The 15,474-nt window shown below is 64.0% G+C and carries 14 protein-coding genes; 6 read left to right on the top strand and 8 right to left on the bottom strand.

What is annotated here, in order from left to right:
• Both VN004_RS20775 and VN004_RS20770 read right to left on the bottom strand, forming a co-directional pair.
• The coding region (locus VN004_RS20775) for an RES family NAD+ phosphorylase (RefSeq protein WP_414710375.1) at positions 1-558 on the bottom strand (558 nt) is incomplete at its 3' end.
• Positions 559-589: 31 nt separating this feature from the next.
• Positions 590-973 carry an MbcA/ParS/Xre antitoxin family protein gene (locus VN004_RS20770; RefSeq protein ID WP_325614078.1) on the bottom strand — a complete coding sequence of 128 codons (384 nt, stop codon included), beginning with the start codon at positions 971-973 and terminating at the stop codon, positions 590-592.
• 161 nt (positions 974-1,134) lie between these two features.
• On the opposite strand from VN004_RS20770, the gene VN004_RS20765 reads away from it, so the two are divergent.
• Together VN004_RS20765 and VN004_RS20760 are read left to right on the top strand one after the other, a co-directional pair.
• The gene (locus VN004_RS20765) at positions 1,135-1,893 is read left to right on the top strand and encodes a FadR/GntR family transcriptional regulator (RefSeq protein WP_325614077.1); all 759 of its coding nucleotides are present in this window, start codon (positions 1,135-1,137) and stop codon (positions 1,891-1,893) included.
• Between the two features lie 49 nt (positions 1,894-1,942).
• Positions 1,943-2,824 carry an ABC transporter substrate-binding protein gene (locus tag VN004_RS20760; RefSeq protein WP_325614076.1) on the top strand — a complete coding sequence of 294 codons (882 nt, stop codon included), beginning with the start codon at positions 1,943-1,945 and terminating at the stop codon, positions 2,822-2,824.
• 70 nt (positions 2,825-2,894) lie between these two features.
• On the opposite strand, the gene VN004_RS20755 is transcribed toward VN004_RS20760, so the two are convergent.
• The 5 genes from VN004_RS20755 to VN004_RS20735 form a co-directional block, all read right to left on the bottom strand.
• Positions 2,895-3,605 carry an ABC transporter ATP-binding protein gene (locus VN004_RS20755; protein ID WP_325614075.1) on the bottom strand — a complete coding sequence of 237 codons (711 nt, stop codon included), beginning with the start codon at positions 3,603-3,605 and terminating at the stop codon, positions 2,895-2,897.
• Complete coding sequence (locus tag VN004_RS20750) at positions 3,598-4,353, bottom strand: ABC transporter ATP-binding protein (RefSeq protein ID WP_325614074.1); 756 nt, start codon at positions 4,351-4,353, stop codon at positions 3,598-3,600. The genes VN004_RS20755 and VN004_RS20750 overlap by 8 nt, the downstream gene beginning before the upstream one ends.
• The gene (locus tag VN004_RS20745; RefSeq protein WP_325614073.1) at positions 4,350-5,342 is read right to left on the bottom strand and encodes a branched-chain amino acid ABC transporter permease; all 993 of its coding nucleotides are present in this window, start codon (positions 5,340-5,342) and stop codon (positions 4,350-4,352) included. Before VN004_RS20745 ends, VN004_RS20750 begins: the two co-directional genes overlap by 4 nt.
• 4 nt (positions 5,343-5,346) lie before the next feature.
• The gene (locus VN004_RS20740) at positions 5,347-6,207 is read right to left on the bottom strand and encodes a branched-chain amino acid ABC transporter permease (RefSeq protein ID WP_325614072.1); all 861 of its coding nucleotides are present in this window, start codon (positions 6,205-6,207) and stop codon (positions 5,347-5,349) included.
• A 252-nt stretch (positions 6,208-6,459) separates the two neighbouring features.
• Positions 6,460-7,647 carry an ABC transporter substrate-binding protein gene (locus VN004_RS20735; RefSeq protein WP_325614071.1) on the bottom strand — a complete coding sequence of 396 codons (1,188 nt, stop codon included), beginning with the start codon at positions 7,645-7,647 and terminating at the stop codon, positions 6,460-6,462.
• A gap of 183 nt (positions 7,648-7,830) precedes the next feature.
• Here VN004_RS20735 and xdhA point away from each other — a divergent pair, with 183 nt between their 5' ends.
• Both xdhA and xdhB read left to right on the top strand, forming a co-directional pair.
• The gene (gene xdhA / locus VN004_RS20730; protein ID WP_325614070.1) at positions 7,831-9,243 is read left to right on the top strand and encodes a xanthine dehydrogenase small subunit; all 1,413 of its coding nucleotides are present in this window, start codon (positions 7,831-7,833) and stop codon (positions 9,241-9,243) included.
• Entirely contained in the window at positions 9,240-11,570 is a 2,331-nt protein-coding gene (xdhB, locus tag VN004_RS20725; protein WP_325614069.1) for a xanthine dehydrogenase molybdopterin binding subunit, read from the top strand. Before xdhA ends, xdhB begins: the two co-directional genes overlap by 4 nt.
• 4 nt (positions 11,571-11,574) lie before the next feature.
• On the opposite strand, the gene VN004_RS20720 is transcribed toward xdhB, so the two are convergent.
• The gene (locus tag VN004_RS20720; RefSeq protein WP_325614068.1) at positions 11,575-13,617 is read right to left on the bottom strand and encodes a hypothetical protein; all 2,043 of its coding nucleotides are present in this window, start codon (positions 13,615-13,617) and stop codon (positions 11,575-11,577) included.
• Between the two features lie 281 nt (positions 13,618-13,898).
• Between VN004_RS20720 and VN004_RS20715 the strand changes: the two genes are divergently transcribed.
• Together VN004_RS20715 and VN004_RS20710 are read left to right on the top strand one after the other, a co-directional pair.
• A complete protein-coding gene (locus VN004_RS20715; protein WP_325614067.1) occupies positions 13,899-14,576 on the top strand; it encodes a TetR/AcrR family transcriptional regulator in 678 nt (225 codons plus the stop codon).
• Positions 14,573-15,474 (top strand): efflux RND transporter periplasmic adaptor subunit (locus VN004_RS20710; RefSeq protein ID WP_325614066.1); only part of this gene is annotated, 902 nt, incomplete at its 3' end. The genes VN004_RS20715 and VN004_RS20710, both read left to right, overlap by 4 nt.

Here is a 15,474-nt window from a genome sequence, read left to right as displayed (position 1 = left end):
CTCGATCGGCTCTGCCGAAGCGAAGGCGCGGCAGGTGAGAAGCGCGATATTGGCGCCGCCTTTCGGATCGCGGACCGACTGATAACGGATCATGTCGATATGCTCGGCGCGCGCCAGCTCGGCGAGCTGCTGGCATCCTTCGTAATCCGTCGGATGCGTCCAGATCGCGACGCGATCGGCGAACGGGCGCTCCGTCAGGTCGATGGCGCGGCCGCCCGCATAATTGCAGGCGAAGGCGGTGTATTCGCCGGCATTGCTGGGCCATGGCGTATCCGGCGATTCATAAAAGAACAGCAGCCGGTGGAAGCAGGCTTCGGCCAATGCGGTTTCCGGCGTTTCGGATGCGTAAAAGACACCGGGCGTGAAGCCCGGCCGTCTGAACCGCGAGTCGTGCGGATAGGGGGCATAGCGAAACGGCGTGAACAGCAGAAAATCGAGATGGCGGCACTCCGGCGGGATGGCCGGCTTGGTGCTTTCGATCAACTGCTCGAGCAGAGCCTGTTCGGCGGCATTGTCGGTCAGCTTCATCGTCGAGATGTGATGCTGGGCCTCAACCACGCGCCAGCATCGGCCGGCGACGGGCCGCGCGCTAGACGCGAGCGCGGCGGCTGTCGAGATAGGCGATGACATTGATCAGGCCGTTGACCGTCTGGATCAATTCGAGCGGCGTACCGTTGAGCGCCGTGTTGGGGTTCGTGAGCCACTTGGCCGCGACTGCATCGTCTCCGCCAACCACCGCATCCAGAGACCGGTAGAGCCGGATGAACAACAGCGCGAGCTCGAACGATTTGTGTCTCGGGTCGATGACGAACTGACCCTTGCGCAGGCGCGAGACGGTCGGCTCGGACAATCCGACGATGCGGCTCAGTGTGTTGTTCTTAACGCCCAGACGCTCGGCCGCCCTCGCCACGGCCTTCGTGACCACGCTGGCCTGCGCCTCGGCTTCCGGCTTCAGGGCACGCTGCGGGCGCATCATGTTTCTCCTGAAATTATATCTAGCATTGATTTCTGAAAAAACAATCCGGTTCCATAAGATAATATCTTTACGATCTTCAAGCCTCGGGCTAGGCTTTCCAAAAATCGGAACAGGCGCGCTGGCGCGGTCCAAGTCTAGGGAAGGCGAGGCTCAAGGCGGTGAATACGCAAGCCAAGCTCATCACGCGCGCGGGCGAGCCATTCGTGGCCGGCCGCTCCGGTTCGCTGTCGGCCCAGATCGTTGCCGACGTCCGCGATGCTCTCACCGAGAAGCGGCTCAAGCCCGGCGATCCGATCGGCACCGAGAAGGATCTCGCCGCCCGCTACAACGTGAGCCGGATCGTGGCGCGCGATGCGCTGCGCACCTTGCAGGCGCTTGGCATTGCCGAAATCCGGATGGGCAAGGGCGGCGGCGCTCGCGTCGCGCGCGGCAACCCGCGGCTGTTCGCCGAGGCGCTCGCCGTGCAACTCGACCTCACCGGCGTCACCGCTGGCGAAGTCATGGATGCGCAGCGCGCGATCGAGGCGCTGGCCGCGGAACTCGCAGCCGAGCAGGCGACGCCCACCGATCATGCGCGGCTGCGCCGGCTGCTCAGCGAGGCGGAAGCGCTGATCGAGGACGGGGACGCCTATACGCGCTCCTGCCGCGATTTCCATCTCGCCATCGCGGAGGCCTCGCACAACCGCGTCCTGGTCGTGCAGTTCATTTCGCTCAATCACATCTCGTGGCCGGTCCATAATCGCACGCTCACGCCCGAAGTCTCGCGGCGCGTCCTCGCCGTTCACAAGGAGCTCGCGTCACTGATCGAGATGCGCGATCCCGCCGGCGCGAGAAAGCTGATGGACGACCACGTCAAGATGATCCGCGCGCGACGCGTCTCGGAGCGCGATCACGATCATCCAGAGGGTTGCTGCTGACTGACCGTAAGTGACCAAAACCACCAACAACGCAAACGGGACAAAACGAATGGCAACGAATCACAAGTTCATCATCGAGCCCCATTTCCGCCTGCAGGAATGGATTGCCGAGGAGAAGGGCTACTTCAAGGACGAAGGGCTCGACTACATCTTCCGCGAACTGGTGCAGTCGACCGACGGCAAGATCCACGACAAGGGCAACAAGGTCGGCGCCTATCAATCCTTCGAAGAGGGCCGGAAATCGGACGTGAGCTGCGCGTGCCACTGGACCGTGAATGTCGCGGCCGCGTCAGGCCACGGCCGATTGAACCGCGATGTCTATTCGGTCGCGCCGTCTGGCATCTTCGTTGCGCCGGATTCGCCGATCAAGACACCGGCCGATCTCGCCGGCGTGCCGATTTCGGTCGGCTTCCAGTCGGGCTCGCATTATGCGTCGATCCAGGCCCTCGAAAGCTACATCCCGCGCGATCAGATCAATCTGTCGTTCAATGATGGCATGTTGTTCAAGCGCATGGAGCTTCTGCTGGACGGCAAGATTCCGGCGGCGACGCTGTTCTCCGGCCCGTACTATCTCGCCGAGCAGCTCGGCTTCCGCAAGATCATGGACAATACCTTCATGATCGCCAACATGATCCATGGCGATCCCGATCCCGAAGATCTCCGCAAGTATTTCAAGGCACTGAAGCGCGCGCAACGCGACCTCGACCTGCGGCCGGAGCTCTACACGCATTACTACAAGAACGAGTTTCCCAAGCGCTGGCACGATGTGATGGACACGCGGCGCTGGGGGCCGGGCGAGCGGATCGTCTTCGAGCCCTATACCGAAGAGACCTTCAGCGTGTCGCGCGACTGGATTGCCGATCACGGCATCTTCGAGGGTGGCGATCTCGGCAAAAAGCGCTACGAGGAAGCGACCGTCAGCGTGATGTGACTCTCATCCCTCCCCCGCAAGCGGGGGAGGGATAAGCAGGATGCTTCGCTCGCGCGCCGGAATGACAAGATCAGGCGATCTTCAGCCCGATCAGGCGCTCGAGCGTCGCGTCGTCCTTGGCGAGTTCGCGCGAGGGCGCGCGATGCACCACGTCGCCGCGTTCGATGACGATGGCGTCTTCGGTGAGCGACAATGCGATCTCGGCATGCTGTTCCACCAGGATGAAGGCGGTGCCCTGCTCGGCGAGCATCTTGCGGATCGCGGCGGTCAGCTCCTCGACGATGATCGGGGCAAGACCCTCGAATGGCTCGTCGAGCAGAAGAAGCGAGGGATTGGTCAGAAGCGCCCGCGCCAGCGCCAGCATCTGCTGCTCGCCGCCGGAAAGCTGGTTGCCCTTGTTGGCGCGCCGTTCCTTCAGCCGCGGCAGAAGCTCGTAGATTCGCTCGATGGTCCAATGACCGGGCCGCGCGGTGACGGTGAGATTTTCCGCAACCGTCAAAGACGGAAAAATCTCGCGCTCCTGCGCCACCCAGCCGATGCCGGCGCGCGCGCGCCTGTAGGGCGCGACGCGGGTGATGTCCTCGCCGCGCCAGTGGATGGAGCCGCGGGTCATGCGCGTGAAGCCCATGATCGTGAGCAGCAGCGTCGACTTTCCGACGCCGTTGCGTCCGAGCACCGCAAGGCTGCCCTTGTCGGCGAGATCGAAAGAGATGTCGTTCAGCACCACGGCATCGCCATAGCCGGCGCGCACATTTTTAACAGAGAGCAGCGTCTCAGCCACGATGCGCTCCTCCCAGGTAAACCTCGCGCACCCGCGGATCGGACGCGATCTCCTTCGGCGTACCCTCGAGCAGAATGGCGCCGCCGACCATCACGATGATGCGGCTGGCGAAGCGGAACACCACGTTCATGTCATGCTCGATGAACAGGACGGTGATGTCCTGCGACAGGTCCGCGATGACGGAGAACAGCTCGGAACTCTCCTCCGGCGGCACGCCGGCGGCAGGCTCGTCGAGCAGCAGCACCTGCGGACGCGTCGCGAGCGCCAGGGCGATTTCCAGGAGGCGCTGCTGGCCATAGGCCAGTTCGCGGGTCGTGCGATAGGCGTGCTCGCCGAGGCGCAGCGACTTGAGGATGGTGTAGGCTTCGTCGGCGTTGTCGCGATAGGACGGCAGCGCCCGCCACCATGTGCTCGCATCACCGGTGCGCTCGCAGATCGCAAGCGTGACCGCCTCGAGCGCGGTCAGGTTCGGAAACAGCGTATTGATCTGGAACGTGCGTACGAGGCCGCGCTTCACCCGCGCGTTGGGATGCAGCGGAGTGACGTCGTCGTTTCCAAGCAGGATCTGGCCGGAATCCGGCCTGATCATGCCGGTCATCAGGTTGATCAGCGTGGTCTTGCCGGCGCCGTTCGGGCCGATCAGGGCATAGCGTTCGCCCTTCGGGATCGCGATCGAGATGTCGCGCGCGACCTGAAGCTGGCCGAAGCTCTTGTTGAGGTTGCGGGCGGAAAGCGCCGGTGCGGTCATGTGCTGCGCCGCCCCGTCATCACGCGATACAGATGCGACAATCCGCCGAGAATGCCGTTCGGCAGCAACATCACCACCATCACCAGGAGGAGGCCAATCCAGAAATACCAGAATTGCGGGTTGATGCCGGAAAACTGGTCGCGCGCGACCATGAAGATGACGGCGCCGATCAGTCCGCCATACAGCAATCCGGCGCCGCCAAGGACCAGCATCACCAAGACGTCCGCCGAGCGCTGGAAATCGATGACACCCAGCGAGACGGTGGAGGTCGTTTGCGCGAGCAGCGCTCCGGCAATGCCGGCGATGGCCGCCGACATGGTGTACACTTTTCGGATATGCGCATCGCTCGGCGCGCCGATCGCCGGCATGCGCACCGAATTCTCGCGGATGCCGCGCAGCGCAAGCCCGAAGGGGGAATTGGTCAGCCGCCGCACCATCAGGAAGATCAGGAACAGCACGACCAGCGAATAGGCATAGGCGGTGTAGCCCCACAGGTCGAAATCGTAGATCCCGAGCAGCTTGCCGATCCGCACGCCCTGCAATCCGTCGGCGCCGCCGGTCAGCCAATGCGCACTGTTGGCAAGTTCATGCACCAGGAAGCCGAGGCCGAGCGTGACCATGATCAGCGCAAGATGCTTGAAGCGCGCGATGATAAAGCTCGTCGCATAGCCGAAGAGACCGGTGACAACCGCGGCCACCAGAAGGCCGAACAGCGGATCGCCGTAGCCGTATTTCGAAATGATGCCTGCCGAATATGCTCCGACGCCGAAGAAAGCGGCGTGGCCGAGCGAGACGATGCCGGCATAGCCGAGGATGAGATCGAGCGAGAGTGCGAACAGCGCGGTGATCGCGATCTGGCTGGCGAGCGACAGGTAATTCGGAAACACCACGAACGGCAGGATAGTGGCGAGCCAGAACAGATATTCCAGCGGATGCCAGCGGACCTGAGCACGCAGATAGCTGTGCGGGGTGAGGGACGAATCGCTCATCGGCTCACCGCTTACCGAACAGGCCTTGCGGCCGCCACATCAACAGCACGATCATCACGAGATAGATCAGGAACGCGCCGATCTGCGGCACGTAATACTTGCCGGCGATATCGCTGATTCCGATCAGGACCGCGGCCACGAACGAGCCCCAGATCGAGCCCAGTCCGCCGACCGACACCACGATCAGCACATAGACGAGGTAGATCAGCGCGAAGGACGGATCGAGGCCGACGATCTCGATTGCGAGCGCCCCGCCAAGGCCGGCGAGCCCCGAGCCAAGCGCAAAGGCGATCGCGAATGTCGCATCGACATTGATGCCGAGGCCGCGCGCCATGCGCTGATTGTCGACCGCGGCACGCACCTGCTGACCGAAGCGGGTGTATTCGAGCGTCATCACGAGAAGCAGCGTGACCACGATGCCGACGCCCACCAGAAACAGCCGGTATACGCCGAAAGTGACCCCGAACCACACCACCGAGCCGCGCAGGTAGGACGGCGTTGCCGCGGGCTGCAGGACAGTGCCGAAGATATAGGCCGCCGCCGCGATCGACATGAAAGCGAGGCCGATCGTGAGCAGCACCTGATCGAGTTCGCTCGCCCGATAGAGCCGCCGATAAAGCGTGCGTTCGAGCACGATGCTGATCGCCGCGGCCGCCAGAAACGCCATGGGAAGCGTCGCGAGAAACGGCCAGCCGAAGCGGTTGACGAGCGTCACAGTGACGTAACCCCCGAGCATCGCGAAGGCGCAATGCGCGAGGTTGACGAAATTCATCATGCCGAGCGTGACCGACAGCCCGACCGACAGCAGGAACAGCAGCATGCCGTAGGCGAAACCGTCGAACAGAACGCCGATGATTGGCCCCAAAGTCAAAATCCCCACCGTCCGTTTATCGCCTTCCCGTCGGGAAGGGCTGGGGAGGTCGGAACCCTGATCCTCGCCCGATTTGTTGTGCCTGGTTTTTACACAACGCCGCCTCCTTTCAGGAGGAGGTCACGTAAAAAGTCAACGCCCTCTGAGGCCGCATCCCGCAAACCAGGGCCGTAAAGGCCACCACCCCGCAAGGCAACGCCCGGAGCCTTAGGCTCCGGGCGCTGGATAGTTTCAGGACGAACGAAGTTATTTCTTCTTCATCCGCTCCTTGACCGGGTCCTTCACGTTCTCGACCTTGTCGATCTCGACGTTCAGGAGCTTGCCATCCACCTTGTCGACGCGGCGGATATAGACGGTCTGGACGATGTCGCGGGTTTCCGGATCGATCGAGATCGGACCGCGCGGGCTTTCCCACTTCGAACCCTTGGCCGCATCGACCATGGCCTGCGCGTCGGTCTTGCCGCCGGTCTTCTTGAGCGTGTCGTAGATCAGCTGCATGCCGTCCCAGCCGCCGACCGAGAAGAAGTCAGGGTTGCGGTTGTAAGCGGCGTTATAGGCCTTCACGAAGGCGTCGTTCTTGGCCGACTTGTGGGCATAGTCATAGTGGCTGGCCGTGATGATGCCGAGCGCGGCATCGCCCATCGCCTTGATGGCGTGCTCGTCGGCGATTTCGAGCTGGCCCATGACCTTGGTCTTGCGGGCATCGATGCCGCGTTCGGCGAGCGCCTTGCCGAGCGCGCCCGGCTGTGCGCCGCCCGGAACGAAGATGTAGATGCCTTCAGGGTTGAGATCCTTGGCGCGCTGCACGAAAGCCGAGAAGTCCGGATTGGCGACCGGCATCTTGACCTCGCCGATGAGCTCGCCGCCGGCTTCCTTGAAGCCGAGGGAGAAGGCGCCGCCGGCGTCGAGGCCCGGACCGTAGTCGGAGACCATGGTGTAGGCCTTCTTCACGCCGCCCTTCTTGACCGCCCATTCGCCGAGGGCCTGGTTGAGCTGCGGCGTGGTCAGCGACGTGCGCACCATGTAGGGCGACTTGGTGGTGATGATGGAAGTCGCGGCGTTCATCACGACCATGAATTTCTTGGCCTGGTCGGAGACGTCGCCGGCCGCCATGGCATTCGGCGTCAGGACGAAGCCGGCCAGGATGTCGACGCCATCGCGTACCACCAGTTCCTGCGCGAGGCGCTTGGCGACGTCGGGGGCGATGCCGCCGGTGTCCTTGCGGATGAACTCGACCTTGCGGCCAGCCACGGTGTCGCCGTTCTCTTTCACGAACAGCTTGATGGCGTTGTCCATCTGGGTCGCCGCATCGGCGAACTGGCCGGAATACGGCAAGATCAGCCCGATCTTGATCGGACCCTGCTGGGCGTTTGCTGCGCCCGCAAACAGCGCTGCGGCGGCAAGCGCGCCCATTCCCAATAGTGTCTTACGCATCGATAATCCTCCCAAGAGATTGTTCAGATGGCATTTTCCGGAACCTAGCGATGCGGTTCGTGAACGTCAATTTAGCCGGTCAGGGTTGCAAGGGAATGGTTGACGAGAAACCGGGCATTCACGGGTGGGCAGGGGGCCCGGTGGGACATTGCGAAAACACCGAAATGCGTTAGGGATTCACGCATGTCCGGCATTCGTTTCCAGCTCAATGGCCAATGGCGCTCGGAGAATGCCATTTCTCCGTCTACAACGCTGCTCGACTACCTGCGGCTAAATGCGCGGCTGACCGGCACCAAGGAAGGCTGCGCCGAGGGCGATTGCGGCGCCTGCACCGTGGTGGTCGGGTTGCCACAGGACGACGGCAGCATGGCCTGGCGCGCGGTCAATTCCTGCCTCGTCCTGGTTCCGCAGGTCGACGGGCTGCCGGTCATCACCGTCGAGGGACTGGCCCAGCCCGATGGTGCGCTGCATCCGGTGCAGCAGAGCCTCATCGATGCCGACGCGACGCAATGCGGGTTCTGCACGCCCGGCTTTGCGATGGCGATGTTTGCCTTCGCCCAGGGCGGCGAACCCCGGGACGACGACACCATTCACGAGGCGCTGGCCGGCAATCTGTGCCGCTGCACCGGCTATCGCCCCATCGTCGAGGCGTGCAAGACCATGCGCGCCGCACCGCCTGGTTGCGGCCTCGCAAGTCAGGCCGGCGAGGCCGCATCAGAATATCGCTTCGGCTCGCAACTCTATCTTGCGCCGCACAGCCTCGTTGAACTGCTCGACGCAAAAGCGAGATATCCGGACGCCATCGTCCTTGGCGGCGGCACCGACCTCGGCATTCGCGTCTCCAAGGACCGCGAGACCTTTCCGGTCGTGATCGCGACCCAGTGGGTGCGCGAGCTGCATGCGATCGCGGAGGATGCGCAAAAGCTCACGATTGGCGGCGGCGTGACCTATACCCGGGCGCTGCCCGCACTCGAGCGGCATTTCCCGTCCTTCGCCGCCCTGGTTCGCCGCATCGGTTCGCGGCAGATCCGCAATATCGGCACGCTGGCCGCCAACATCGCCAATGCCTCGCCGATCGGCGACACCATTCCCTGCCTCATGGCGCTCGATGCCACGATCCGGCTGCGTTCGACGCGCGGCGCGCGCAATGTGAAGGCCGATGCCTTCATCGTCGGATATCGCAAGACCGCGATGGAGCCCGACGAGATCATCGAAGCGATCGAGATTCCTCTGCTCACGGACGGCACGACGTTCACGACCTACAAGTTGTCGAAGCGTTTCGATCAGGACATTTCGACGGTGATCGGCGCGTACCGGCTGCGTCTTGAGAACGGCACGGTCGCGGAACTGCGCGTGGCCTATGGCGGCATGGCCGCGACCACTTCACGCGCGCGGACCGTCGAGGCCGCGCTGACCGGCAAGCCGTGGACGGCGGATGCGCTGAACGACATCGATGCGCTGATTGCGCAGGATTTCCAGCCGATGACCGATCATCGCGGCACGGACGCCTACCGGTTGCGCGCCGCCGCCAACCTGATGCGCCGGCTGCAGCTCGAAACGACGGGCGGGCAGCACACCGAAGTGTGGCAGCTATGAACGCACCTCTGTCCCGCATCCGGGGCGGCGTGCATGCCTCGGTCAGGCATGACAGCGCCGCAGGCCACACCAACGGTCAGGCGCTCTATCTCGACGATATCCCCGCGGTGCCTGGCACGCTTGAAACCGCGCTCGTTCTCTCGCCGCATCCGCATGCGCGGATCGTTTCGATCGACATCGCCGACGCGCTTGCGTGCGACGGTGTCGCGGCCGTCGTCACCGCCGCCGACATTCCGGGCAAGAACGACATCGCGCCGATCCGCACTGACGAGCCGCTGCTGGCGGCCGGCCTTGTCGAGCATGAAGGTCAGATCGTGGCGGCCGTCGCCGCTGCAACGCTCGATCAGGCGCGCGCGGCGGCCAAGCGCGTGAAGGTCGAATACGAGGTGCTGCCGGCGGTGCTGACCGTCGAGGAGGCGGTGGCGAAGGAAACATATGTCGCGCCGATCCAGACCATGGCGCGCGGCGACATCGAGGCGGCTCTCACTGCGGCTCCGCATCGTCTGTCCGGAGAATTTCGATGCGGCGGTCAGGATCACTTCTATCTCGAAGGGCAGATCGCGCTGGCAACGCCGGGCGAAGGCAATCGCGACATCCACGTCTATTCGTCGACCCAGCATCCGACCGAAGTGCAGCATGGCGTCGCGCATGTGCTCGCCCTTCCCTTCAATGCGGTGACGGTCGAGGTGCGGCGGATGGGCGGCGGCTTCGGTGGCAAGGAGAGCCAGTCGACCATCATCGCCGGCATTGCCGCTCTGCTCGCCTCGAAGACGCGGCGACCCGTGAAGCTGCGCCTTCCGCGCGACGACGACATGCGCGCCACCGGCAAGCGGCATCCCTTCTTTTATCGCTACGACGTCGGCTTCGATGAAGAGGGCAAAATCCTCGGGCTCGATCTCCTGCTTGCCGCGAATGGCGGCCACGTTGCCGATCACACGCCAGCGGTGCTGACCCGCGCCCTCTGTCATTCCGACAATTGCTACTGGCTGCCGGTGCTGCGCTTTCGTGGCCTGCCGTGCAAGACGAACACCGTCTCGAACACCGCGTTTCGCGGTTATGGCGGCCCGCAGGGCATGTTCGCGATCGAGACCATCATGGATGATATCGCGCGGCATGTCGGCAGGCCGCTCGACGACGTGCGGCGGCGCAACTTCTATGGACAAGGCCGCGACAATGTCACGCCTTACGGCATGACCGTCGAGGACAACATCATCGAGCAGGTGATCGGCGAATTCGGGCGCAGCGTCGACCTGAAGGGCTGGCGCGATAGCGTGATCGCGTTCAACAGGACGAGCCCGGTGGTGAAGAAGGGCCTCGCCACGATGCCGGTGAAATTCGGCATTTCGTTCAACCGGCCCGCGCTCAATCAGGCCGGCGCGCTGGTCCATGTCTATACCGACGGCAGCGTGACGCTGAACCACGGCGGCACCGAGATGGGGCAGGGCCTGTTCATCAAGGTCGCCCAGGTCGTCGCCGAGACGTTCCAGATCGACATCGACAATATCAAGATCACCGCCACCACCACCGGCAAGGTGCCGAACACCTCGCCCACCGCGGCTTCGTCCGGGTCCGATCTCAACGGCATGGCGGCGAAGAACGCCGCCGAACAGATCAAGGACCGCATGGCCGACGTTGCCGCCGAGCAGTTCAATGTCCCCAAAGGCGAGATCGTGTTCTCGTCGAACCGTATCTATGCCGGCAATCGCTCGATGTCGTTTGCCGAGCTTGCGGCCTTGTCATGGGACAAGCGCGTCTCGCTGTCGGCGACCGGCTTCTATCGCACGCCGAAAATCCACTGGGATTTCACGACCAATACCGGCCGGCCGTTCTATTACTTTACCTATGGCGTGGCGGCGGCCGAAGTCGCGATCGATACGTTGACCGGAGAGATGCGCGTGTTGCGCGCGGAGCTTCTCCAGGATTGCGGCGCCTCCATCAATCCGGCGATCGATCTTGGCCAGATCGAAGGTGCCTTCGTGCAGGGCATGGGCTGGCTGACCAGCGAGGAACTCGTCTGGGACGGCAAGGGCAAGCTGCGCACGCACGGCCCCTCGACCTACAAGATACCGGGAAGCCGCGACGTGCCGCCGATCTTCAACGCGCGCATCCTTCAGAACGCGCCGAACCGCGAGGAGACGATCTTCCGCTCCAAGGCGGTCGGCGAGCCGCCGCTGATGCTGGCGCTCTCGGTGTGGCTTGCCGTGCGCGACGCGATCGCGTCGCTGTCGGATTACAAACTGGCGCCTGTCATCGATGCGCCGACGACGCCCGATCGCATCCTTGCCGCGGTGGACGAGATCCGCGAGCGGGCATCGCTTCGCCAATGATGCGTCACAGCGTCAGCTGTCGGACCACCTCTTCCGCCGCTTTGCGCTTTCCTTCGATGTCCGCATCAAGCCCGGTGGTCTGCCTGGAGATCTCGGCCAGCCGGTCCTCCTGTTTTTCGAGCGTCGCGAGATAGCGCCGGCCGAGGTCGGACGCTTGTCCGGCGGCCTCGAGATTTCGGCGCAGCCGCTCCTGATCCTGCACGATCTTGTTGCGTTCGGTGTCGAGTTGCCGGACCTGCGCTTTCAGCTGGTTGCTCTCGTCGACGAGCGCGGTCAGTTTCGCGATCGTCGCCTTCAGGCTCGGGCTCTCATTCTGCAATCCGCGGATCTTGACCAGCATCTCGTGGATATCGAGGCTGCCGAGCACGACGCGCTCGCTGTCGGTGCGTTCGGTCGTGAAGCTCGCTTTGGTGGTCACGCCTTTCGGCGCATTGATGGTGTGGCGATAGCGCGTCGGGGTCTCTTCCACACCGCTGGTGCCGGCGACCGGAGTCCATCCGGTGACGCGCGGCTCCTCGACCACGATCTCGCGGGCTTCATCGGCCGGCGGCGAAACCTCGTAGTCGATGGTTCGCCGCGAACGCGTCTGGATGGTGAGGGTGCCGTTCAGCGCCTTGCCGAGGACGCTGCGCACGATGCCCTTGTCCTCGCGACGGATCGCCGTCTTGGTGTCCAGCGCGAAGGTCGCAAAGCGGGAGGCATCCCTGGGCAGGAGCGGCAGCAGAGCGTCGCCAACGAAGTTGGTGCTGCCGTCGGCTGCGCTTTCGAACGCGGTGACGAGGCCGGCGGGCAAGGCGCTGTCGCCATCGTTCTTCAGACGCACCGCGGCGAGCGGCCGGTTCGCGGCGATGTCCGGCTGATACAGCCAGACCCGCTTCAGTTCGATCTCCCGGTCGACGAACGGCACCATCATGGTGTGGCCGGTGGCGAGCGAAAGCTTTGCCGGAAACCGATAGAGCAGTTGCGTGGACGCTTCCTCGGCGGCTGCGACATTGGCGACCGGCGCCTGCGGCGCTGAAGCTCCAACCGGAGCTGCGCTTGCCGGTGCGATCGGTACCGCGCGCGTGTTGGCTCGTGGCGTCACGAATTGCGCCGTGGCCGTTTGACGGCGGAATTGCGCCTCCTCGGCCGGAGCGGCCTTCTCCTGAACGTCGTCCTTGCGTGGTACGACCCGCGTTCCCGTCGAGACCGGCACTTCCGGCCGATCGGCAAACAACGCGGTGTAGAGGGGCTGGCGCAACGCCACCGGATTACCGGAAACCAGCGTCAGTTCGATATCCTTCCAGTCGCCGCCGGTGAGATTTTCCACGATTGCCCAGCCCTGAAGACGTGCCTTGGATCCGTCCCTGGCGTCTTCTCTCGGCAGCACGATGCGATAGGCGGTCTTCCAGACCGGCGCACCGACGACATAGCTGATCGCGACATCGCGCGTGCCGTCGCCCATGAAGCCGACCGACAGCGTCCGGCGCTCCTTGGCGCGGTTCTCGATCAGTCCGGCAAGCAGCCGCTCGATCTGCTGGCGGGTCTGGGGATCGGAGAAGCGCAGTTCCGTCACCTCTTCGAGAATCGCCTGGGTCATGCCCGCCGAGGTCATCAGGATGAGCCGATGGCGCGTGATCGTGCCGCCGTCATTGGGCAGCGACACCTGCTCGGGAACGACACGGAAGACGCGACCCTTGGCCTTCACCGGCCCGGCGATTTCGACCTCGCTTCCGATCAGCGCATTGAGCAGGTCCGGGGATGAATTCAGCGCCTCCGGACCGAAGGGCAGGTCGCGGAACAGTTCGGGCAGGGGTGTCTTTCCGGGCAGGCTGACGGTGCCGGCGGTTCCCGCCTGGGCGAATACGGTCAGGCTCTTCAGGATATCGTCGACCTGATCGAGCCGGACCGGCAGCTCGACCGTCGTGTTGCCGGTCACTGGACCCGCGTGGGTGAACTGGGCGAGCCCCGAATTGGACAGGACGACCCGCTTCAGCGGCAATTCCGCGGCGGCAACGGGGGCCCCGACCGCGATAGCCAGAATTGTCGCCAGTATCGAACGCTTCATGCGCCTTCTCCCTGTCCCCTTGCCACGTCGATCGCGCCCGAGCGGATCACTAAGGCCCCCACGCGACGCAATGATGGCGAAGTTCCACGCGCAATCTTCCGGTACCGATCGGTCCGGCTCACATCCGCCATCAAAAACTTTCGCGTAGGACCTGTCCGGCCGCCATTGACTTGCCGAATTTCACATTATTTGTAGAGCGAACATTCATTCGCTTTATGCTGCATTTGTAGAGCGAACATTCATTCGCTTTATGCTGCGCCGCATCATTCTTGGGGGACATCGTGCGCCAGGCCAATGCCCAGCTGCATTCCGACCGCCGCGCCGAAATCCTCGATGCGGCCCGCCGGTGCTTTGCCCGGTCCGGCTTCCACCAGACCTCGATGCAGCAGATCTGCGCCGAGGCCGGGATGAGCCCGGGAAACGTCTATCGCTACTTTCCGTCGAAGGAAGCGATCATCGCCGGCATTACCGAACGCGACCGCGCCGAGGTCGCGGCCCAGCTCGCTGACGTGCAATTCAGCGCGGACTTCTTTTCGACCTTCGCCGCGCTCGCCCGTCACCACTTCGTTGAGCGCACCGCCGAAGAGGTCGGTCTCTGCGCCGAGATCATGTCGGAGAGCCGCCGCAATCCGACGATTTCGAAAATCATGAAAGAGTTCGATGCGGACGTGAAAGAGCGTCTCGTCACCATGCTGCAAAGCGCACAGGCGCGCGGCGATATCGCGCGCGACGCCGATATCGGCACCGCGGTGGAGATGCTGATGATCATTGCCGACGGCGTCTGGTGGCGCCGCGCCGTCGATCCGGATTTCGACGCCGAGGCGGTGCTGCCGATGTTCTTCGACGTCACGAAATACATGTTGCTCTCCCGCGGCAGGGGAGAGAAAGGCGGGCGCGATTTTCCGCAAGTCGCCAGCCCCGAACTCGCGAGCGCGAGCGAATTGGGAGAGGGACAATGAAAGCAAGCCGCGTTGTTGCGGTCGGCCTCGTGGCTGGCGCCGTCGCCTGGGTGGCGTCGGGTCACCTCATGCCGCATGAATCTCCGGAAAGCCGTGCCGCCATCCGCGCGGATGCAGGCGAACCGAAGCCGTTCCGCGTTGCCGTCGCTGAAACGCGTGTGGTGCCGCATGCCCGCAAACTGACGCTCTCCGGGCGCACCGAGGCGGACAAGAAGGTCACGATCACGGCGCGCACCGGCGGCGTCCTTTCCGAAATGCGCGTCCGCCGCGGTCAGCACGTGAAGAAAGGCGACATCCTCGCTGTGCTGTCCGACGATGCACGCGAGGCGCAGGTCGCGCAGGCGACGGCTCTTTATAATCAGCGCAAGGCCGAGCTTGAGGCCCGCCGCAAGCTGATCGAACAGGGGTCGCTGCCGAAGCTCGAGGCGGTGAATCTCGAAGCGCAATTCAAGTCGGCCGAAGCGGCTTTGGCCGCTGCGACCGCCGAGCGCGATCGCGGCGTGCTGCGCGCGCCCTGGGATGGAATCATCACCAATCATTCCGAGGTCGGCGGCGCTTCTCTGGCCATGCAGGGCGCACCTGTCGCCCAGATGGTGTCGCTCGATCCGATGCTCGCCGTGGTCGAGGTTTCGGAGCGCCGGCTTCGCGGCCTCAAGGTCGGCGACGAGGCGGAGGTCAGGCTCGTGACCGGACAGAAGGCCAAGGGACGCATCCGCTACATCGCGCCTTCGGCCAGCGAGACGACGCGGACCTATCGTGTCGATGTCGAGATGAGGAATCCGGACGGCGCGATACCGGACGGCATCAGCGCCGAAGTGGCGATCCCGATGGAGCCGATGCCGGCGACGCGCGTGCCGCGCTCCGCACTCACCTTCTCGGCATCGGGCGATCTTGGTGT

The organism is Pseudorhodoplanes sp., from assembly GCF_035565855.1.
Classification (GTDB): domain Bacteria; phylum Pseudomonadota; class Alphaproteobacteria; order Rhizobiales; family Xanthobacteraceae; genus Pseudorhodoplanes.
This window is presented reverse-complemented; position numbering and strand designations above follow the sequence as displayed.

What these genes read in the sequence shown, in the direction of transcription:
- VN004_RS20770 (WP_325614078.1), bottom strand. Translation starts at nt 973, where the DNA reads ATGCGCCCGCAGCGTGCCCTGAAGCCGGAAGCCGAGGCGCAGGCCAGC.
- VN004_RS20760 (WP_325614076.1), top strand. Translation starts at nt 1,943, where the DNA reads ATGGCAACGAATCACAAGTTCATCATCGAGCCCCATTTCCGCCTGCAG.
- VN004_RS20750 (WP_325614074.1), bottom strand. Translation starts at nt 4,353, where the DNA reads ATGACCGCACCGGCGCTTTCCGCCCGCAACCTCAACAAGAGCTTCGGC.
- VN004_RS20745 (WP_325614073.1), bottom strand. Translation starts at nt 5,342, where the DNA reads ATGAGCGATTCGTCCCTCACCCCGCACAGCTATCTGCGTGCTCAGGTC.
- VN004_RS20735 (WP_325614071.1), bottom strand. Translation starts at nt 7,647, where the DNA reads ATGCGTAAGACACTATTGGGAATGGGCGCGCTTGCCGCCGCAGCGCTG.
- xdhA (WP_325614070.1), top strand. Translation starts at nt 7,831, where the DNA reads ATGTCCGGCATTCGTTTCCAGCTCAATGGCCAATGGCGCTCGGAGAAT.
- xdhB (WP_325614069.1), top strand. Translation starts at nt 9,240, where the DNA reads ATGAACGCACCTCTGTCCCGCATCCGGGGCGGCGTGCATGCCTCGGTC.
- VN004_RS20720 (WP_325614068.1), bottom strand. Translation starts at nt 13,617, where the DNA reads ATGAAGCGTTCGATACTGGCGACAATTCTGGCTATCGCGGTCGGGGCC.